Genomic DNA, 17,796 nt, shown 5'->3' with positions numbered 1-17,796 from the left:
GAAATGAATTTATCAATGAAGTATATCATCCTGTATGTATCGGACAGCCAGCGCTCGATTCATTTTTATCAGCATATTTTGGGGCTGCCGATCCGCGCGGAACACGGCACATATGTAGAGTTTGATACCGGCTCCACCATTTTGGCGCTCAATACACGAGAAAGTGTCAAGGAAATGACGCCGTTAGATATACCGGAAACACCCGTTTCTTCACAAACATTTGAAATCGGGTTTGTCACTGAAAGTGTAGAAGCGGTCATCAAAAAAGTAAGAGAACACGGCATAACCATTATCGGGGAGCCTAAAGTGAAGCCATGGGGACAGACGGTCGCTTATATCGCCGATCCTGATGGACATTATATTGAAATTTGCAGTCCGATGGAATAAAGCACAAAGCCCAAAACAGAAATTGTTTTGGGCTTTCTTATGATGTTAGCGATCCGGCGGCTTCTAATAGCAAATCAGCAAGGTGAACAGCTCGGACCCTGTCGTTTAATCCCTCTCGTTCAATGCCGAGCTTCATCTGCAAAAGACATCCTGGATTGGCGGTTACAATGACCGCTGCTTCAGTTGCTTTGACAGCAGCCATTTTACTGTCCAGTATTTTCATTGACATGTCTGCTTCAACAATATTGTAAATTCCCGCTGATCCGCAGCAGCTGTCCGCTTTATCCATTTCTCTGAATTCAGCTCCCTTGATGCTTTGAAGAAGCTTTCTGGGCTCCGAAGATGTATGCATTACATTTCTCAAGTGGCATGAATCTTGATAGGTAATCAGTTTAGGTGTTTCAAGCTCCAAGTCTTTTTGGTGAAAATCAAGCTCAATCAAAACCGATGAAAAATCTTTTAGCTTCTGCACAAATGAAACAGCCCGCTCCGACCACTCGGGATCATCCTTCAGCAAATGGCCGTATTCAGTGAGAAAGGCTCCGCATCCGCCCGCGTTTGTAATGACAACATCTGCGTCTAGCGCTTCAAACGCGGCGATGTTTTGTTTCGCAAGCTCTTTTCCCGCATTTTTTTCGCCGCTGTGTCCATGCAGTGCGCCGCAGCATGCCTGCTCAGGCGGAATGACAATTTCACAGCCTGCCAGCTGCAGCAGTTTCAGCGTGGCATTGTTTGTCGGCAAAAACATCGTATCCATTAAACAGCCTGAAAAAAAGGCAACCCTTTTTTTAGCTGGGCCGACCGCCGGCAGTAAACGCGGCCGATGCTTCATTTCTTCACGTTTAGGCACATCCGGAAGAACGGCTTCCATCGTGCGCAAATGCTCAGGCAGAATGCGGAGCATGCCGGTTTTTCGCACAGCCGTCTGCAGCCCTGACCGCTGGTACAACCCAATGAGACTCACAGCCGAACGCATGCGGTTTTGATGCGGAAAGAGCTCCTGAAAAGCCGCTTTTCTCATAACACGCGCGCTGAGCGAGTGCTTTTTATTTTGGTGGATAATATCTCTTGCTTCCTCCAGCAGCTGTCCGTATTTAACGCCTGATGGGCATACCGGTTCACACGCGCGGCAGCCGAGGCAAAGAGACAGTGAACGCTCGACATCTTCATCCGGTTCAATCACACCGTCGGCGACTGCTTTCATTAAGGCGATTCGCCCGCGCGGCGAGTGAGATTCCTGAAAACCGGATTCGATATAGGTTGGGCAAGAAGGCAGACAGAAACCGCAGCGCATACAATTCAAAAGTTCGCTTTCATCCATACGCTCTTTAAACTCATGTTGGATCTGTTTCATTTCTTTTTCTGTTGTCATCTTTCCGTCACCACACGTTTTCTGGCATCTTTCGCAAACACTTTGCCCGGGTTTAAGATATTTTTTGGATCAAATGCCGCTTTCATTGCTTTCATTGCGGCGATGCCTTCTTTTTTCAGCTTCATTTCCAAGTAAGGCGCTTTCATGGCACCGACTCCGTGCTCCCCGGTAATCGTGCCGCCAAGCTCAATCGCTTTTTCAAAAATCTCGGCAAAAGCCTGTTCGACTCGCTCCATTTCATCTTTATTTCTTATGTCTGTCGTGCATGTCGGATGAAGGTTTCCATCCCCGGCATGGCCAAAGGTGCAGATCGAAATATCGTATTTCGCGGCAATGTCATTAATGGCTTTTACCATATTTGCGATTTCTGACCGCGGTACAGTCGCATCCTCCAAAATGGTGGTCGGCTTTAAACGGGCAAGTGCAGAAAGCGCTGAACGCCGGGCTTCAGTGAGGGCGAATGCTTCCTCATCTGTTTGTGCAGTTTGAACGGAGACGGCAGCGCCTTTTTTGCAAATTGCCTCAATGTTCTCCATGTCACGAGCCACGGTCTCAGCTGTCCCGTCCTGTTCGATCAAAAGAACCGCTTTCGCATTTGTCGGAAGGCCGATCTTGGCATAATCCTCAATCACCAAAAGGGTAGGCTGATCGAGAAATTCAAGTGTAGCCGGTATAATTTTTTCGGCAATAATGGCTGACACTGTTTGAGCAGCGGCATCAATATTTTCATAAAGGGCGAGCAGCGTCTTCTTTGTTTCTGGCTTCGGCACGAGTTTCAGAATCGCTTCTGTCACAATGCCGAGTGTCCCTTCTGAGCCGACAAAAAGGCGCGTGAGATCATACCCGGCTACATCCTTTGCAAGTTTTCCACCAGTGCGGATCATATCTCCGTTTGCCAAAACAACCTCCAGCCCGATGACGTAGTCACGGGTGACGCCGTATTTTAAGCCGCGGAGACCGCCGGAATTTTCATTGATGTTTCCTCCGATGGTTGATATTTTCATAGAACTCGGATCAGGCGGATAGAACAATCCCTTGCTTTCAACCGCACGGATTATATCTAAGGTAATAACGCCAGGCTGGACTGTGGCCGTCAAATTTTCTTCATCAATCTCAAGAATCTGATTCATATGCTTAAAGAGAAGAACAAGCCCGCCTTCAGTAGGGCACGTGCCCCCGCACAGGTTTGTCCCCGATCCTCTCGGAACAATCGGTACACGGTGCTCACTGCAAATGTTTAAAATACGTGATACTTCATGTGTATCTCTCGGCGCAATCACTGCATCCGGCATAGACTGAAATTGCGGTGTCGCGTCATATGAATACACGAGACGGCCGGCTTTCGAGTCATCATAGTTTTCCGGTCCGACGATTTGGATCAGCTGTTCTTTTACATCTTTGGTGATCATGTTCACCCATCCCCCTATCAAAAAACGCTTTCAATCTATTGTAAAAGAAAAAAAGCAAAGCTTTCCATGTAGGGACATACAAAAAATGAAACTGAAACTCTCTCTATTTTGTATCTTGACCTAAAAAGTAAAGCGCGACATACATCGTGACGATGTCCTCTGTACGCTGAAAACTTAAACCCGTCAGCTGTTCAGCCTTTGACAGGCGATAGCGGAGCGTGTTGATATGTATATGCATCTCTTCAGCCGTTTTTTTCAGGGACAAATCGTGATGGAAGAGAGTTCGTATCGTATTCATAAGCTCTTCGTTTCGGAGCGCTTCCTGGAGCACTCTTTGCGGAAATTCATGTCGTGTGCCCGGGCTGATCTCAGTCAGGCACATGTCAAGCTTAAGATCTTCCTCACATACTGCGGTTTTGCGTTTAAGGCTGACGGCCAGCGCTTTTTCAGCCTGTTCATATGACTGCGGCAGGCCGGAGCCGCTGACAGCCCTCCCAACGCCGGCAGCTGCGCGGCTGTTTCCGAGGCGTTCAGCCAATGAACAAATAAGCTGAATTTGCCGCAAAAGCTGCTCCTTTTGTTCATGGTTCGGCACTTCGTGATTAATCAGAATACGTTCATTTCCCCATCTGATGAATAGATCGGATGGAAACACTGATTTCCAGGCGCGTGCCATTTGATCAATATCGCCGGGAGACCATTCGTGCCCTTGAATGAGGATCATCTGGCGGAGGGAGGTAAGGTCAACGCCAAGAATCTGCGCCTTTTCGAGAAAACCCGGAGACCATTCTTTTAATTGCAGCCAGTCGATCATAAAGGATTCCAGCATTCTCTCGCGCCACTGGGTCTGCTCCAGATGCCACGATTCTTTAATGAACAGCTCTGTCATTTTCCTGAGCAGCTCCCCGTACGGCTGAATCTCAGCAGGTTCTCCCGTCAGTCCGAACACGGCGATGACATCACGCTCAGAAAATACGGGGAGGTTTAACCCCGCCTTTACCCCTTCGAGTCTCTTTTCATCTTCTTTTGTAATGATCACATTGCGTTTCTCTTTCGCGCAGATGAGCGCTCCTTCATGAAATAGCCCGACTCGCTCATCATTTGTGCTTGCGATAATGAGGCCGTCTGTGCTGACAATAATGACTTCACGTTCGTACATTTTTTTCACTTCGGCAATGATTTTTTTCGCTAACAGCGGTTGTAAAAACATGGCGGCGATCCCCCTCATGTTTTTATTATATAAGAAAAAAACCGGGCGCTGTCACCCGGTTTTGATGTGCTATTGGGCAGGTTTTAATCCGCCTTCCAGCGTCTTTAACATTTCTTGTTTCTCACTCTCAGATGCGTGCTGCCAAATGACTTCAAACAAAACGCCGAGTCCCGGAAGCATTTTTTCTTCACCGCTTTGAATCGCGTCCACAATTGTGTGTTCAAGCTGCTCCTGATCATTGCCGGTTACATTGGCAATGACGGCATGACGTAAATTAAGATCCATATGAAGCGCTCCTTTTTTCTAAAAATGTAATACGTATATTCTAACCCTGCACCCGGTTTATTATGTGCTGTTCTTGCGATATAATAACATCATGTTAAAAAAAGGAGAGCCACACAGACAGTGAAACAAATAGAATCGGCAAAAAACCAAAAAGTGAAGGATTGGAAAAAACTTCACACAAAAAAAGAACGAACAAAAACGAATACCTATTTGATTGAAGGAGAACATCTTGTTGAAGAAGCCTTAAAGAGCCCGGGCGCGGTGAAAGAAATTCTTGTCAAGGATGAAGCGGACATCCCGCCGAATCTTGATATGGGCATCCAGTGCTACGTGCTGAGCGAAGACGCGTTTTCAGCTGTTACAGAAACGGAAACACCGCAGCGGATCGCCGCTGTTTGCAATATGCCGGAAGAACATCTCGCGCCGCCTAAACGTGTGCTGCTGATTGACGCTGTTCAAGATCCGGGGAATCTCGGCACGATGATTCGCACGGCGGACGCAGCCGGTTTGGATGCGGTTGTGCTCGGTGACGGCACGGTGGATGCGTTTAACGGAAAAACGCTGCGATCCGCGCAAGGCTCCCATTTTCACATTCCTGTTGTGAGAAGAAATTTACAATCATACGTGGATGAATTAAAAGCAGAGGGCGTAAAAGTGTACGGCACAGCACTGCAAAACGGGGCGCCTTACCAGGATATCTCACCATCCGGTTCATTTGCTTTAATCGTCGGAAATGAAGGGGCAGGGGTGGATACCGGATTGCTGGAAAAAACAGATTTAAACCTGTACGTCCCGCTGTACGGGCAGGCTGAATCACTGAACGTTGCAATTGCGGCGGCTATCCTGATGTACCACTTGCGAGGATAGTGTTGCGCCGAGCGGAGTATTTCACTATAATAGAACATAATATTTGAAAAACCGTGACAGAGGATCTCGATTTCTGATCAACTGCCTTCCAGGGAGAAAATGCCGCAGACTGAGAGCATTTTTAAAGCAGCCAGAAATTGGTTTCACCTCTCGAGTTGTCACCGGGACCGCGCACCTTGCGCGTAAAGGTGAACCGGAATCTGATTCCGTTATGTCAATGAAGCTGACGACAGCATCAGTCTGTCTGAAATAAGGGTGGTACCGCGGCCACAACTCGTCCCTTGTCCTATAAGGGGCGGGTTTTTTTGTTTTTTAAAGACATATAACGGTTTGTTTACATAAAAGGAGGATGCAAAATGGAAGAAAAGCTAAAACAGCTGGAACAAGAAGCTTTAGATCAAGTAGAAGCGGCAAGCTCATTGAAGGTTGTCAATGATATTCGGGTTCAATATCTCGGAAAAAAAGGGCCGATCACAGAAGTGCTGCGCGGAATGGGCAAGCTTTCTGCGGAGGAGCGTCCGAAAATGGGCGCTCTTGCCAATGAGGTAAGAGAACGAATCGCCAATGCGATTGCAGCTAAAAACGAAAAGCTTGAGGAAGAAGAAATGAAACAGAAGCTTGCGGGACAGACAATTGACGTTACACTCCCGGGTAATCCTGTCGCAATCGGCGGACGCCATCCGCTCACTGTTGTCATTGAAGAAATTGAAGATCTATTTATCGGCATGGGCTATACCGTTGAAGAAGGCCCTGAGGTCGAGACGGACTACTACAACTTCGAAGCGCTCAACCTGCCGAAAGAACACCCTGCCCGCGATATGCAGGACAGCTTTTACATCACAGAGGAAATGCTGATGAGAACGCAAACCTCTCCTGTTCAGACGCGAACGATGGAAAAGCACAAAGGCAAAGGGCCTGTTAAAATCATTTGTCCTGGAAAAGTATACCGCCGCGATAATGATGACGCGACGCACTCTCACCAATTTATGCAGATTGAAGGGCTTGTTGTTGATAAAAACATCAGCATGAGTGATTTAAAAGGAACTCTTGAACTGGTTGCGAAAAAAATGTTCGGGCAAGACCGCGAAATCAGACTTCGCCCAAGCTTCTTCCCGTTTACCGAGCCTTCAGTAGAAGTAGACGTAACGTGCTTTAAGTGCGGAGGAAACGGCTGCTCTGTATGTAAAGGAACAGGCTGGATTGAAATCCTCGGCGCCGGCATGGTTCACCCGAATGTGCTGGAAATGGCCGGTTTTGATCCGAAGGAATATCAGGGCTTTGCGTTCGGAATGGGTGTTGAGCGCATCGCGATGCTGAAATACGGCATCGATGATATCCGCCACTTCTATACAAACGATGTCAGATTTATTTCGCAGTTTAAACAGGCGTAAGAGGAGGATGCTAGAATGTTTGTTTCTTATAAATGGTTAGAGGATTATGTTGATTTAAAAGGCATGGATCCGGCTGTTCTTGCTGAGAAAATAACAAGAGCCGGTATTGAAGTTGAAGGAATTGAGTATAAAGGAGAAGGCATTAAAGGCGTTGTCATCGGCCATGTGCTGGAGCGCGAACAGCATCCAAACGCCGATAAGCTGAATAAGTGCCTTGTAGATATCGGAGCTGAGGCACCCGTCCAAATCATTTGCGGCGCGCCAAACGTGGATAAAGGGCAAAAAGTTGCAGTCGCTACAGTCGGAGCGGTGCTGCCGGGCAATTTCAAAATCAAAAAAGCTAAGCTTCGCGGTGAAGAATCAAACGGCATGATTTGTTCTTTACAAGAGCTCGGTATTGAGAGCAAGCTTGTGGCGAAGGAATATGCGGAAGGCATTTTCGTTTTCCCAAATGATGTTGAAGCAGGAAGTGATGCGTTAGCTGCTTTACAGCTTGACGATGCTGTCTTAGAGCTCGGTTTAACACCGAACCGCGCCGATGCGATGAACATGCTTGGTGTTGCTTATGAGGTTGCAGCGATTTTAGACACAGAGGTAAAGCTTCCGCAAGCGGATTACCCAGTCGCTTCAGAACAAGCGTCAGACTACATTTCTGTCAAAGTTGAAGACCAGGAAGCAAATCCGCTGTATGCAGCAAAAATCATTAAAAACGTAAAAATTGCTCCGTCACCGCTTTGGATGCAGACGAAACTGATGAATGCAGGCATTCGACCGCATAACAACGTCGTGGATATCACAAACTTTGTTTTATTGGAGTACGGACAGCCGCTTCACGCGTTTGATTATGACAGATTTGGCTCTAAGGAAGTCGTAGTCAGAAAAGCTGTTGAAAATGAAACAATCTTAACACTCGACGATCAGGAACGAAAACTGTCTGCTGATCACCTTGTCATTACAAACGGGTCGAAAGCACAAGCCGTTGCTGGTGTTATGGGAGGAGCAGAATCAGAAGTTCGGGAAGACACAACAACGATTTTGCTTGAAGCTGCGTTCTTCAACGGGCAGACGGTTCGCAAGGCTTCAAAAGATCTTGGTTTGAGAAGTGAATCGAGTGCAAGATTCGAAAAAGGCATTGATCCTGCGCGTGTTCGTCTTGCGGCAGAACGAGCCGCACAGCTGATCCACCTGTATGCCGGCGGTGAAGTGCTTGCCGGAACTGTTGAAGAAGACCATCTCACAATCGAAGCGAACAACGTTCATGTATCGGCTGAAAAGGTGAACAGCGTTCTCGGCATGACGATCAGCAAAGAAGAACTGATCAGCATTTATAAGCGTCTTGGCTTTACTGTCGGAGAAGCAAATGACTTGCTCGTTGTGACTGTTCCGTCACGCCGCGGTGACATTCGCATCGAAGAGGATTTGATTGAAGAAGCGGCAAGATTGTACGGCTACGACAACATTCCGTCCACACTTCCTGAAACAGCGGGAACAACAGGCGGATTGACGCCTTACCAGGCAAAACGCCGTAAAGTCAGACGTTTCCTTGAAGGAGCCGGCTTGTCACAAGCGATTACCTACTCATTAACAAACGAGAAAAAAGCGGCGGCATTTGCGATTGAAAAATCATTTAACACTGTCCTTGCGCTTCCGATGAGTGAAGAAAAAAGCATTCTCAGACACAGCCTTGTTCCGAATCTGCTTGAATCCGTTTCTTACAACCTGGCAAGACAAACTGATTCGGTTGCATTGTACGAAGTCGGTTCCGTTTTCCTGACGAAGGAAGAGGATACAAAACCTGTTGAAACGGAGCGCGTGGCAGGAGCGGTAACCGGTTTATGGCGCAAGCATCTGTGGCAGGGCGAGAAAAAACCGGTCGATTTCTTTGTCGCAAAAGGAATTGTTGAAGGGCTGTTAGATAAACTGAACGTCCTGGGTAGCATTGAATTTGTGCAATCAGAAAGAAAACAGCTGCACCCGGGCAGAACTGCGAACATTCTTTTAAACGGTTCTCTTATCGGCTTTATTGGCCAAGTCCATCCTTCACTGGAAAAAGAACTGGATATTAAAGAAACGTACGTGTTCGAACTTGATCTTCACACGCTGCTTACAGCAGACACGGCGCCGCTCGTGTACACGGCGATTCCGAAATATCCGTCTGTGACACGTGATATCGCGCTGGTGACGGATAAATCAGTGACAAGCGGCCAGCTCGAGAGCGTCATCAAAGAGGCGGGCGGCAAGTTTCTGAAAGAAGTAACCGTCTTTGACGTCTACGAAGGAGAGCATATGGAGGAAGGCAAAAAGTCAGTCGCTTTCTCACTCCAATATGTAAACCCGGAGCAAACGCTGACTGAAGAAGAAGTGGCAAAAGCGCACGACAAAGTGCTGAAAGCGTTGGAAAACACTTATCAGGCCGTATTGAGAGGCTAATAAAAAAGCTTGCAGATATTCTCTGCAAGCTTTTTTCTATGAACGTTTTTTATCCGCCAGGCGCTGCGCTTTCTGCGTATTGGCAAAATGGAGTTTTGTAAAGGTTCGGAGAGCGGATAACCCTTTTTTGAGAATCAGTTTGGCGGCCGCTTCATCTACATGAGGGCCGGCCCCTTTCGGCAGTGTCATTCCCGCCTCGCGCGAAAGCTTATCCATTTCCATTAAAAAGGAATATCTCGCAATAATCGATGCAGCAGCCACTGACAGGTGAATGCCTTCGGCTTTTGTGCTGAAATAGGTGCGCTCCTGTACAATGTCTCTTCCCTTTAAATGGTTGTAGTAGACGCCGGGCTCGGCGAATTGGTCGATCAGAATCGCCTCAGGTTTTACTCCGTCCATTTTTCGCAAAAGATGGGTTATGGCCTGATTATGCAAGAGAGCTTTCATTTTTCCCTGACTCATGCCTCGTTCCTGCATGCTGTTGTACTTTTCGTTTTTTAAAACGAGCAGGCTGTACGGAATGGTTTTGATCAGGCTTCGGGCGATCTCAATGATTTGCGGGTCCTTTAGGTGTTTAGAATCCTTCACACCGAGTTCCTTCATTAAAGAAAGCTTTGTTTTGTCAACGTATGCGCAGACAACCGTCATTGGGCCAAAGTAATCTCCGGTTCCAACCTCATCAGAGCCGATGACAGACATGCCTGCGATGTCTGTTGGAGGGGCGTAGCGTGAATCAGCCGGCTTTTTTGCCGTTTTTTTCTTTTCCTGCGGCTCAGCAGTTCCCCAGCGGGCAGATTCTGCCTCTGCGTTTTTGCCCTGAAACAATACCTTCCCTGACTTATAAGCTGTAATGGTACAGCCTGCCGGTTTTGCCTGGAAAATGGCACCCTGCGGCACAGATGCAGTAAGTGAACTGTTATACGCTGTTTTCATTTGGTCAATAGCAGACATTGGTACTTTTATCACAGAATGGGACACGTAATAATCTCCTTTTTTTACACGATTCACTGTATCTACCAGTGTATCATAACAGCGGGAGGCTCGTCTTTCCATTCATTTAATAAACGTGTTATGATAGGAACTAGGATTCTCACGGAATGGAGGAGAAACGTTGTCTGACGGCAAAAAAACGAAAACAACCGTTGACATTTACGGCCAGCACTTCACTATGATCGGTGAAGAAAGCAGAGCCCATATGAGATATGTGGCTGGAATTGTTGATGATAAAATGAGAGAAATTAATCAAAAAAATCCATATCTTGATATAAATAAACTTGCAGTGCTGACAGCGGTAAATGTGGTGCATGACTATGTGAAATTAAAAGAGCAATATGAAAAACTGGAGCGTCAGCTTAAAGAAAAGGATTGAACAACTATGCTAGATATCATCATCTTAATCTTGCTCCTGATGGGGACTTTACTGGGATTAAAACGCGGTTTTATCCTCCAGTTTATCCGCTTGACGAGCTTTATTCTTTCGATCGCGTTTGCGTCTTTATTCTATAAAAATGTCGCACCGCATTTGAAGTGGATTCCCGCGCCCGATTTTTCAGCGGGACAGCCGGCGTTTTCTTTTTTCTCGGGAAATCTGGAAGCAGCCTACTATAATGCGATTGCGTTTGTCGTTCTATTTATTATCGCTAAAATCTTACTGAGAATCATCGGCTCATTCCTAAGTATTGTAGCGGGCATTCCTGTGATTAAACAAATCAACCAAATGCTCGGTGCCGTTCTCGGTTTTATGGAAGTCTATTTATTTACATTTGTGCTGCTGTATGTTGCTTCCGTACTTCCGATAGACGGCTTACAGCAAATGATGGGGCAATCGTCTCTCGCAAATGTCATGATCAACCATACACCGTATTTGTCAGGGCTTTTACAGGAGCTTTGGACGCAATACGGAGGATAAAAAACTTCTCTTGTCCGGAGAAGTTTTTTTCAAGTATGATGGAAACATATGTGAACGTCTGGGGGTTATTCTATGCATAAAAAAGATATTATCCGGCTGCTGGAAACCATTGCAGTCTACATGGAACTGAAAGGGGACAACCCGTTTAAAGTTTCCGCATTCCGAAAAGCAGCGGCAGCCCTGGAACAGGATGACCGCAGTTTATCAGAAATGGACGACATGATGTCACTGTCCGGTATCGGAAAAGGCACGTACAGCGTCATAAAAGAATATATAGATGAAGGAAAGTCAAGTACGCTCGAATCACTGCAGCAGGAGGTGCCGGAAGGGCTGGTGCCTTTATTGAAGCTCCCGGGGCTCGGCGGCAAAAAAATCGCAAAGCTGTATAAAGAGCTTGGCGTACATGATGCAGAATCATTGAAGGAAGCTTGCGAACAGCAGAAAGTCCAAGGGCTTGCGGGATTCGGCAAGAAATCCGAAGAAAAAATATTACAGGCGCTCGGAGAAGCCGGAAAACAGCCTGAACGTTTTCCGATCGGCTATGCGCTCCGGGTCGCGCGGGAAATTGAAGAGCATCTTTCTCAATTGACAGACATCATCAAATATTCCCGTGCCGGAAGTCTCCGCAGAGCACGCGAAACCGTCAAAGATCTGGATTATATTATTGCGACGGATCATCCCGCTGAAGTAAGAGAGCAGCTGCTTGCGCTGCCAAACATCAAAAGCGTCATTGCCAGCGGGGACACGAAGGTATCGGTCATTCTTTCCTTTGAATATGAAACAAGTGTCGATTTCCGTCTCGTGACGGAAGAACAATTCCCGACAACTCTTCATCATTTTACGGGATCGAAGGACCACAATATCAAAATGCGGCAAATTGCAAAAGAACGCGGCGAACGGATCAGTGAGTACGGCGTCGAGACGGTTGAAACAGGAGAAATCAAAACCTTCCCGAGCGAACGGGAATTTTACGCACACTTCGGCTTGCCGCTGATCCCGCCGGAACTCCGTGAAAGCGGGCAAGAGGTGGAAACCTACAACGACAGAATTGAACTCATAGAGCACGATCAAATCAAAGGCGACCTTCACATGCACTCCACATGGAGCGATGGCGCCTTTTCGATCAGGGAAATGGCTGAAGCATGCATGAAAAAAGGCTATCAGTACATGGCCATCACTGATCACTCGCAATATTTAAAGGTCGCCAACGGGCTGACTGCTGAAAGGCTCAAGCAGCAGGCGAAAGAAATTGACGCGCTGAATGCTGAGTTTGAGAGCTTCCGTATTTTTAAAGGCGTTGAGATGGATATTCTTCCTGACGGCACACTTGATTATGATGACGATGTGCTGGCGGAAATGGATCTGGTCATTGCATCCATCCATTCAAGCTTTAATCAGCCGGAGCACGTCATTATGAAGCGGCTTGAGACGGCACTGACCAACAAGCATGTTGACATTATCGCCCATCCGACCGGACGCCTCATCGGCAGACGTGCCGGTTACGAAATCGATATCGACAAACTGATTGAGCTCGCGAAGAAAACAAATACGGCGCTTGAACTCAACTCTAACCCTGCGCGTCTCGACCTGCGGACAGAGCATTTAATCAAAGCAAATGAACAAGGGGTTACATTGGTCATTAATACCGATGCCCATAACATCGAGATGTTAAACGATATGAAAACCGGCGTCACTGCCGCGCGCAAAGGCTGGACGGAAACGAAAAACGTCCTGAATGCCCGGTCGCTTGAAGACGTACAGGCATTCCTGAAGCGCAACGATTAAGTAAGGAGGCTCACACAACCGTGCAGCAAAAAGTATTATCATCTCTTGAATTCCATAAAGTGAAAGAACAGGTAATCGAGCACGCCGCTTCATCGCTCGGAAAAGAAATGCTTCTCCAGCTAAAGCCTTCTGCTTCGATTGATGACATCAAAAAACAGCTGGATGAGGTAGATGAAGCCTCTGCGATCATCCGGCTGCGAGGCCAGGCACCGTTTGGCGGCCTTACCGATATCAGAGGGGCATTAAGACGGGCGGAAATCGGCAGCGTTCTCAGTCCCTCGGAATTCACTGAAATATCAGGACTGCTTTACGCAGTCAAACAAATGAAACACTTTCTCGGACAAATGGCTGAAGACGGAGTCGACATTCCGCTGATGCAGCAATATACTGAACAGCTCATTACACTGCCCGATTTAGAACGAGAAATTAATTCCTGCATAGATGATCACGGCGAAGTGCTTGATCACGCGTCAGAAACGTTAAGAGGAATCCGCACGCAGCTCAGAACGCTCGAATCGAGAATCAGAGACCGGTTAGAGTCCATTCTGCGTTCCTCCTCTGCTTCGAAAATGCTGTCTGATACGATTGTTACAATCCGAAATGACCGCTTTGTTATCCCGGTCAAACAAGAGTACAGATCAAGCTACGGAGGCATTGTGCATGACACCTCTTCTTCTGGCGCGACTCTGTTCATTGAACCGCAGGCGATTGTAGATATGAACAACTCGCTTCAGCAGGCGAAAGTGAAAGAAAAGCAAGAAATTGAACGGATTTTACGCGTGCTGACAGAGCATACGGCGGAGCACACAGAGGAGCTTTTTCAAGATTTGCAAGTCCTGCAGACGCTTGACTTCATTTTTGCAAAAGCGAAATACGCAAAAGCGGTCAAAGCTACAAAACCGACCATGAATGACAGCGGATTTGTCCGTCTGAAAAAAGCGCGCCATCCATTGCTTCCGCCTGATCAGGTGGTCGCCAATGACATCGAGCTGGGCGGCGATTTTTCAACCATCGTGATTACAGGACCGAATACCGGGGGGAAAACAGTTACTTTAAAAACACTGGGGCTGTTGACCTTAATGGCGCAATCGGGTCTTCATATTCCGGCAGATGAAGGATCGGAAGCCGCTGTATTTGAGCATGTGTTCGCTGATATCGGCGATGAACAGTCGATCGAGCAAAGCTTAAGTACATTTTCTTCCCATATGGTGAACATTGTCGGCATTTTAAAACAAGTCAACGAAAACAGCCTTGTGCTCTTTGATGAACTGGGCGCGGGTACAGACCCGCAAGAAGGCGCGGCACTCGCCATGAGCATCTTGGATGAAGTCCACCGCACCAATGCCAGAGTATTAGCGACGACGCATTATCCTGAGTTAAAGGCGTATGGCTATAACAGAGAAGGCGTCATGAACGCCAGTGTCGAATTTGACATTGAGACCCTTTCACCAACCTATAAGCTCTTAATCGGTGTGCCGGGACGAAGCAACGCCTTTGAAATTTCTAAACGGCTCGGGCTTCCGGACCATATTATCGGGCAGGCGAAATCAGAAATGACGGCCGAGCATAATGAGGTCGATACGATGATTGCGTCTCTTGAACGAAGCAAAAAACGGGCGGAAGAAGAGCTTTCTGAAACAGAGGCGTTCAGAAAAGAAGCCGAAAAGCTGCATAAAGAGCTGCAGCAGCAAATCATCGAACTCAACAGCAAAAAAGACAAATTGATGGAAGAGGCCGAACAGCAGGCGGCTGAAAAAGTTAAAGCGGCCACAAAAGAAGCTGAAGACATCATTCACGAATTACGCTCGATTAAAAAAGAACACAAGTCCTTCAAGGATCACGAGCTGATTAACGCGAAGAAACGGTTAGAAGGCGCTATGCCGACCTTTGAAAAGTCCAAAAAACCGGAAAAACCGAAAACGCAAAAACGCGTCTTGAAGCCGGGGGATGAAGTAAAAGTCCTTACTTTCGGGCAGAAAGGAACATTGCTTGAAAAAACCGGCGGCAATGAATGGAATGTTCAAATCGGCATTTTAAAAATGAAAGTGAAAGAAAAAGACCTTGAATTTATCAAATCGGCTCCGGAACCAAAAAAAGAAAAACTCATTACGGCGGTTAAGGGCAAAGATTACCACGTATCGCTTGAACTTGATCTTCGCGGCGAGCGCTATGAAAATGCCCTCAGCCGTGTTGAAAAATACTTGGATGACGCGGTGTTAGCGGGATATCCAAGAGTGTCCATTATTCACGGCAAAGGTACCGGCGCTTTAAGAAAAGGCGTGCAGGATCTCCTGAAAAATCACCGCAGCGTTAAAAACTCCCGTTTCGGTGAAGCTGGTGAGGGAGGATCAGGCGTTACAATTGTTGAACTAAAATAAAAGGGAGTATGGCCATGAGTGATTTTTGGGAAAACGAGCTTGTGGAAATCGCGGCGTATTACAGTGTCGCGGTTCTCTGCCTCGTCCTCTTTTTGACTGTGTTTGAGCTGGTGACAGCTTATAAAAACTGGGAAGAGATTCAAAATGGAAATCTCGCTGTGGCAATGGCAACAGGCGGGAAAATTTTAGGGATAGCAAATGTGTTCCAGCACTCCATCTCTCAGCACAATTCTCTGCTGCAAATGATCGGCTGGGGTGTGTACGGATTTGTTATGCTTTTGATCAGCTACTTCATTTTTGAGTTTTTGACACCGCGGTTTAAAATTGATCAAGAAATTGAAAATGATAACCGGGCTGTCGGCTTTATTTCATTTGTCATTTCTGTCGGGCTCTCATTTGTTGTGGCAGCCGGAATATAAGGGGACGGAGAATAGATGGAAAAGCTTGCAAAAATACTGCTCGCCGCGGCGGGAATCTTTTTGTTGATTGGTCTTATTTATCTGTTCGTAAGATGAGAAAAAGAAAGATTTTCCTTTCTTTTTCTTTTTTTTGCCGTCCATCTGCTATAATAATAGGGTGAACTCTAAAATCGAAAGGGGAGGTTTTATGCAGTCTCAAAAGCCGTGGCTTGCTGAGTATCCCGACGAAATCCCGCATGAGCTTCCGTTGCCGAACCAAACCCTGCAATCCATCCTGACAGACTCCGCCGCAAGATTCCCTGACAATACAGCCGTATCTTTTTTCGGAAAGAAACTCACCTTTCATGACATTTTGACAGATGCTCTTAAACTCGCAGCTTTTCTGCAGCAACATGGCCTGCAAAAAGGAGACAGAGTGGCTGTCATGCTGCCCAACTGTCCGCAATCCATCATTTCCTATTATGGGGTGCTGTTTGCCGGCGGTATCGTGGTGCAGACAAACCCGCTCTACACCGAGCATGAGCTCGAATATCAGCTGAGAGACGCAGAGGCCAGTGTGATCATCACCTTGGATTTGCTTTTCCCGAAGGCAATAAAAATGAAAACGTTATCAATCGTGGATCAGATATTGGTAACGAGTATAAAAGACTATTTGCCATTTCCAAAAAATATTCTCTATCCGCTTACGCAAAAACAAAAAGTGCACATTGATTATGATGAAAACGACAATATTCATACCTTTGTTTCAAGCATGAAGCGGGAAAAAACAGAACTGATCACAATTCCGGACATTGACCCTGAACATGATATTGCCGTTCTGCAATACACTGGGGGTACGACGGGAGCGCCCAAAGGAGTCATGCTCACGCACAGAAATATTTTAGCCAATACCGAAATGTGTGCGGCTTGGATGTACAACGTAAAGGAAGGCGATGAAAAAGTGCTTGGCATTGTCCCATTTTTTCACGTCTATGGGCTGACGGCAGTGATGAATTATACGATTAAACTAGGATTTGAAATGATCCTGCTTCCCAAGTTCGATCCGCTGCAAACGCTCAAAATCATCGATAAACAAAAACCGACACTGTTTCCCGGCGCGCCGACGATTTACATTGGCCTCTTGCATCATCCCCAATTACAGCAATACGATCTGTCATCCATTAAAAGCTGCCTCAGCGGCTCAGCCGCTCTTCCTGTCGAGGTGAAGCAGCAATTTGAAAAGCTGACTGGCGGAAAGCTTGTGGAGGGATATGGTTTATCCGAGGCATCTCCGGTGACACACGCTAATTTTATTTGGGGAAAAAACAAACCCGGCAGTATCGGCTGTCCCTGGCCTAATACAGACGCAGCCATTTACTCTGAAGAGACTGGCCATTTTGCCGCTCCGTATGAGCATGGTGAGATCGTCGTAAAAGGCCCGCAGGTCATGAAGGGGTACTGGAACAAGCCGGAGGAAACGGCTGCTGTCTTAAGGGACGGGTGGCTTTTTACCGGAGACATGGGCTATATGGATGAAGATGGATTTTTCTATATTGCCGACCGGAAGAAGGACATCATTATCGCAGGCGGCTATAATATTTACCCGCGGGAAGTTGAAGAAGCGCTGTACGAACATGAAGCGATTCAGGAAATTGTCGTTGCAGGCGTGCCTGATTCGTACAGAGGGGAAACGGTAAAAGCGTTTGTCGTGTTAAAGAAAGGCGCACAAGCCGACGCAGCAGAACTGGACGCTTTCGCCAGAGCCCGTCTCGCACCCTATAAAGTGCCGAAAGCCTATGAATTCAGAAAAGAGCTTCCGAAAACAGCGGTTGGGAAAATTTTAAGAAGGCGTTTACTTGAAGAAGAAACCGAAAATCATCATATCAAGTAACAAATAGAGCCAGAAAAAGAGAACATTTATGAATAAACTTGACAAACCGGAAAATCCTTCTTATCATAAAATTATGAATGAATA

16 protein-coding genes are annotated in these 17,796 nt (G+C 46.8%); 10 read left to right on the top strand and 6 right to left on the bottom strand.

The annotated features are described in order from the left end of the window. Positions 1 to 3 precede the first annotated feature (3 nt). Positions 4 to 387, top strand: a complete 384-nt coding sequence (locus NYE43_RS14605; protein WP_044153993.1) for a VOC family protein — start codon at positions 4 to 6, stop codon at positions 385 to 387. Positions 388 to 424: 37 nt separating this feature from the next. Here NYE43_RS14605 and NYE43_RS14600 read toward each other — a convergent pair whose 3' ends face one another. The 4 genes from NYE43_RS14600 to sspI form a co-directional block, all read right to left on the bottom strand. Continuing rightward, on the bottom strand, positions 425 to 1,759 hold the full coding sequence (locus NYE43_RS14600) for a (Fe-S)-binding protein (protein ID WP_185848733.1): 1,335 nt from the start codon (positions 1,757 to 1,759) through the stop codon (positions 425 to 427). Next, positions 1,756 to 3,168: a glycolate oxidase subunit GlcD gene (gene glcD, locus NYE43_RS14595; RefSeq protein ID WP_185848734.1), complete on the bottom strand. Its 1,413-nt coding sequence runs from the start codon at positions 3,166 to 3,168 to the stop codon at positions 1,756 to 1,758. Before glcD ends, NYE43_RS14600 begins: the two co-directional genes overlap by 4 nt. Before the next feature lie 103 nt (positions 3,169 to 3,271). Beyond that, positions 3,272 to 4,378, bottom strand: coding sequence for a CdaR family transcriptional regulator (locus tag NYE43_RS14590; protein WP_340926460.1), 1,107 nt, complete (start codon positions 4,376 to 4,378; stop codon positions 3,272 to 3,274). 69 nt (positions 4,379 to 4,447) lie between these two features. Further along, complete coding sequence (sspI, locus tag NYE43_RS14585) at positions 4,448 to 4,663, bottom strand: small acid-soluble spore protein SspI (protein ID WP_010335228.1); 216 nt, start codon at positions 4,661 to 4,663, stop codon at positions 4,448 to 4,450. A 120-nt stretch (positions 4,664 to 4,783) separates the two neighbouring features. Between sspI and NYE43_RS14580 the strand changes: the two genes are divergently transcribed. After that, complete coding sequence (locus tag NYE43_RS14580) at positions 4,784 to 5,530, top strand: TrmH family RNA methyltransferase (RefSeq protein ID WP_340926461.1); 747 nt, start codon at positions 4,784 to 4,786, stop codon at positions 5,528 to 5,530. 24 nt (positions 5,531 to 5,554) lie between these two features. Here NYE43_RS14580 and NYE43_RS14575 read toward each other — a convergent pair whose 3' ends face one another. Then, on the bottom strand, positions 5,555 to 5,803 hold the full coding sequence (locus NYE43_RS14575; protein WP_081638352.1) for a hypothetical protein: 249 nt from the start codon (positions 5,801 to 5,803) through the stop codon (positions 5,555 to 5,557). An 83-nt stretch (positions 5,804 to 5,886) separates the two neighbouring features. Between NYE43_RS14575 and pheS the strand changes: the two genes are divergently transcribed. Continuing rightward, positions 5,887 to 6,921, top strand: coding sequence for a phenylalanine--tRNA ligase subunit alpha (pheS, locus tag NYE43_RS14570; RefSeq protein WP_059335559.1), 1,035 nt, complete (start codon positions 5,887 to 5,889; stop codon positions 6,919 to 6,921). A gap of 15 nt (positions 6,922 to 6,936) precedes the next feature. After that, entirely contained in the window at positions 6,937 to 9,351 is a 2,415-nt protein-coding gene (pheT, locus tag NYE43_RS14565; RefSeq protein WP_341062175.1) for a phenylalanine--tRNA ligase subunit beta, read from the top strand. A 36-nt stretch (positions 9,352 to 9,387) separates the two neighbouring features. On the opposite strand, the gene rnhC is transcribed toward pheT, so the two are convergent. Continuing rightward, positions 9,388 to 10,329, bottom strand: a complete 942-nt coding sequence (gene rnhC, locus NYE43_RS14560; protein ID WP_095714259.1) for a ribonuclease HIII — start codon at positions 10,327 to 10,329, stop codon at positions 9,388 to 9,390. Positions 10,330 to 10,462: 133 nt separating this feature from the next. Between rnhC and zapA the strand changes: the two genes are divergently transcribed. The 6 genes from zapA to NYE43_RS14530 all read left to right on the top strand — a co-directional run bounded on the left by zapA (position 10,463) and on the right by NYE43_RS14530 (position 17,712). Continuing rightward, positions 10,463 to 10,720 carry a cell division protein ZapA gene (gene zapA / locus NYE43_RS14555; protein WP_024122410.1) on the top strand — a complete coding sequence of 86 codons (258 nt, stop codon included), beginning with the start codon at positions 10,463 to 10,465 and terminating at the stop codon, positions 10,718 to 10,720. Between the two features lie 6 nt (positions 10,721 to 10,726). After that, positions 10,727 to 11,260, top strand: a complete 534-nt coding sequence (locus tag NYE43_RS14550) for a CvpA family protein (RefSeq protein WP_095714260.1) — start codon at positions 10,727 to 10,729, stop codon at positions 11,258 to 11,260. A 72-nt stretch (positions 11,261 to 11,332) separates the two neighbouring features. Then, positions 11,333 to 13,045 (top strand): DNA polymerase/3'-5' exonuclease PolX, encoded by a 1,713-nt coding sequence (polX, locus tag NYE43_RS14545; protein ID WP_024122408.1) that lies wholly within the window; start codon positions 11,333 to 11,335, stop codon positions 13,043 to 13,045. A 20-nt stretch (positions 13,046 to 13,065) separates the two neighbouring features. Then, positions 13,066 to 15,423, top strand: coding sequence for an endonuclease MutS2 (locus tag NYE43_RS14540; RefSeq protein WP_341062174.1), 2,358 nt, complete (start codon positions 13,066 to 13,068; stop codon positions 15,421 to 15,423). A gap of 14 nt (positions 15,424 to 15,437) precedes the next feature. Continuing rightward, complete coding sequence (locus NYE43_RS14535) at positions 15,438 to 15,842, top strand: DUF350 domain-containing protein (RefSeq protein WP_010335217.1); 405 nt, start codon at positions 15,438 to 15,440, stop codon at positions 15,840 to 15,842. Positions 15,843 to 16,029: 187 nt separating this feature from the next. Further along, the gene (locus NYE43_RS14530) at positions 16,030 to 17,712 is read left to right on the top strand and encodes an AMP-binding protein (protein ID WP_127696673.1); all 1,683 of its coding nucleotides are present in this window, start codon (positions 16,030 to 16,032) and stop codon (positions 17,710 to 17,712) included. The last annotated feature ends 84 nt before the right edge of the window (positions 17,713 to 17,796 follow it).

It is taken from the genome of Bacillus sp. FSL R5-0434 (assembly GCF_038004745.1).
GTDB lineage: Bacteria > Bacillota > Bacilli > Bacillales > Bacillaceae > Bacillus > Bacillus halotolerans.
This window is presented reverse-complemented; position numbering and strand designations above follow the sequence as displayed.

Coding starts and splice junctions, on each gene's coding strand:
- NYE43_RS14605 (WP_044153993.1), top strand. CDS start 4: ATGAATTTATCAATGAAGTATATCATCCTGTATGTATCGGACAGCCAG.
- NYE43_RS14600 (WP_185848733.1), bottom strand. CDS start 1,759: ATGACAACAGAAAAAGAAATGAAACAGATCCAACATGAGTTTAAAGAG.
- glcD (WP_185848734.1), bottom strand. CDS start 3,168: ATGATCACCAAAGATGTAAAAGAACAGCTGATCCAAATCGTCGGACCG.
- NYE43_RS14590 (WP_340926460.1), bottom strand. CDS start 4,378: ATGTTTTTACAACCGCTGTTAGCGAAAAAAATCATTGCCGAAGTGAAA.
- sspI (WP_010335228.1), bottom strand. CDS start 4,663: ATGGATCTTAATTTACGTCATGCCGTCATTGCCAATGTAACCGGCAAT.
- pheS (WP_059335559.1), top strand. CDS start 5,887: ATGGAAGAAAAGCTAAAACAGCTGGAACAAGAAGCTTTAGATCAAGTA.
- pheT (WP_341062175.1), top strand. CDS start 6,937: ATGTTTGTTTCTTATAAATGGTTAGAGGATTATGTTGATTTAAAAGGC.
- NYE43_RS14550 (WP_095714260.1), top strand. CDS start 10,727: ATGCTAGATATCATCATCTTAATCTTGCTCCTGATGGGGACTTTACTG.
- polX (WP_024122408.1), top strand. CDS start 11,333: ATGCATAAAAAAGATATTATCCGGCTGCTGGAAACCATTGCAGTCTAC.
- NYE43_RS14535 (WP_010335217.1), top strand. CDS start 15,438: ATGAGTGATTTTTGGGAAAACGAGCTTGTGGAAATCGCGGCGTATTAC.
- NYE43_RS14530 (WP_127696673.1), top strand. CDS start 16,030: ATGCAGTCTCAAAAGCCGTGGCTTGCTGAGTATCCCGACGAAATCCCG.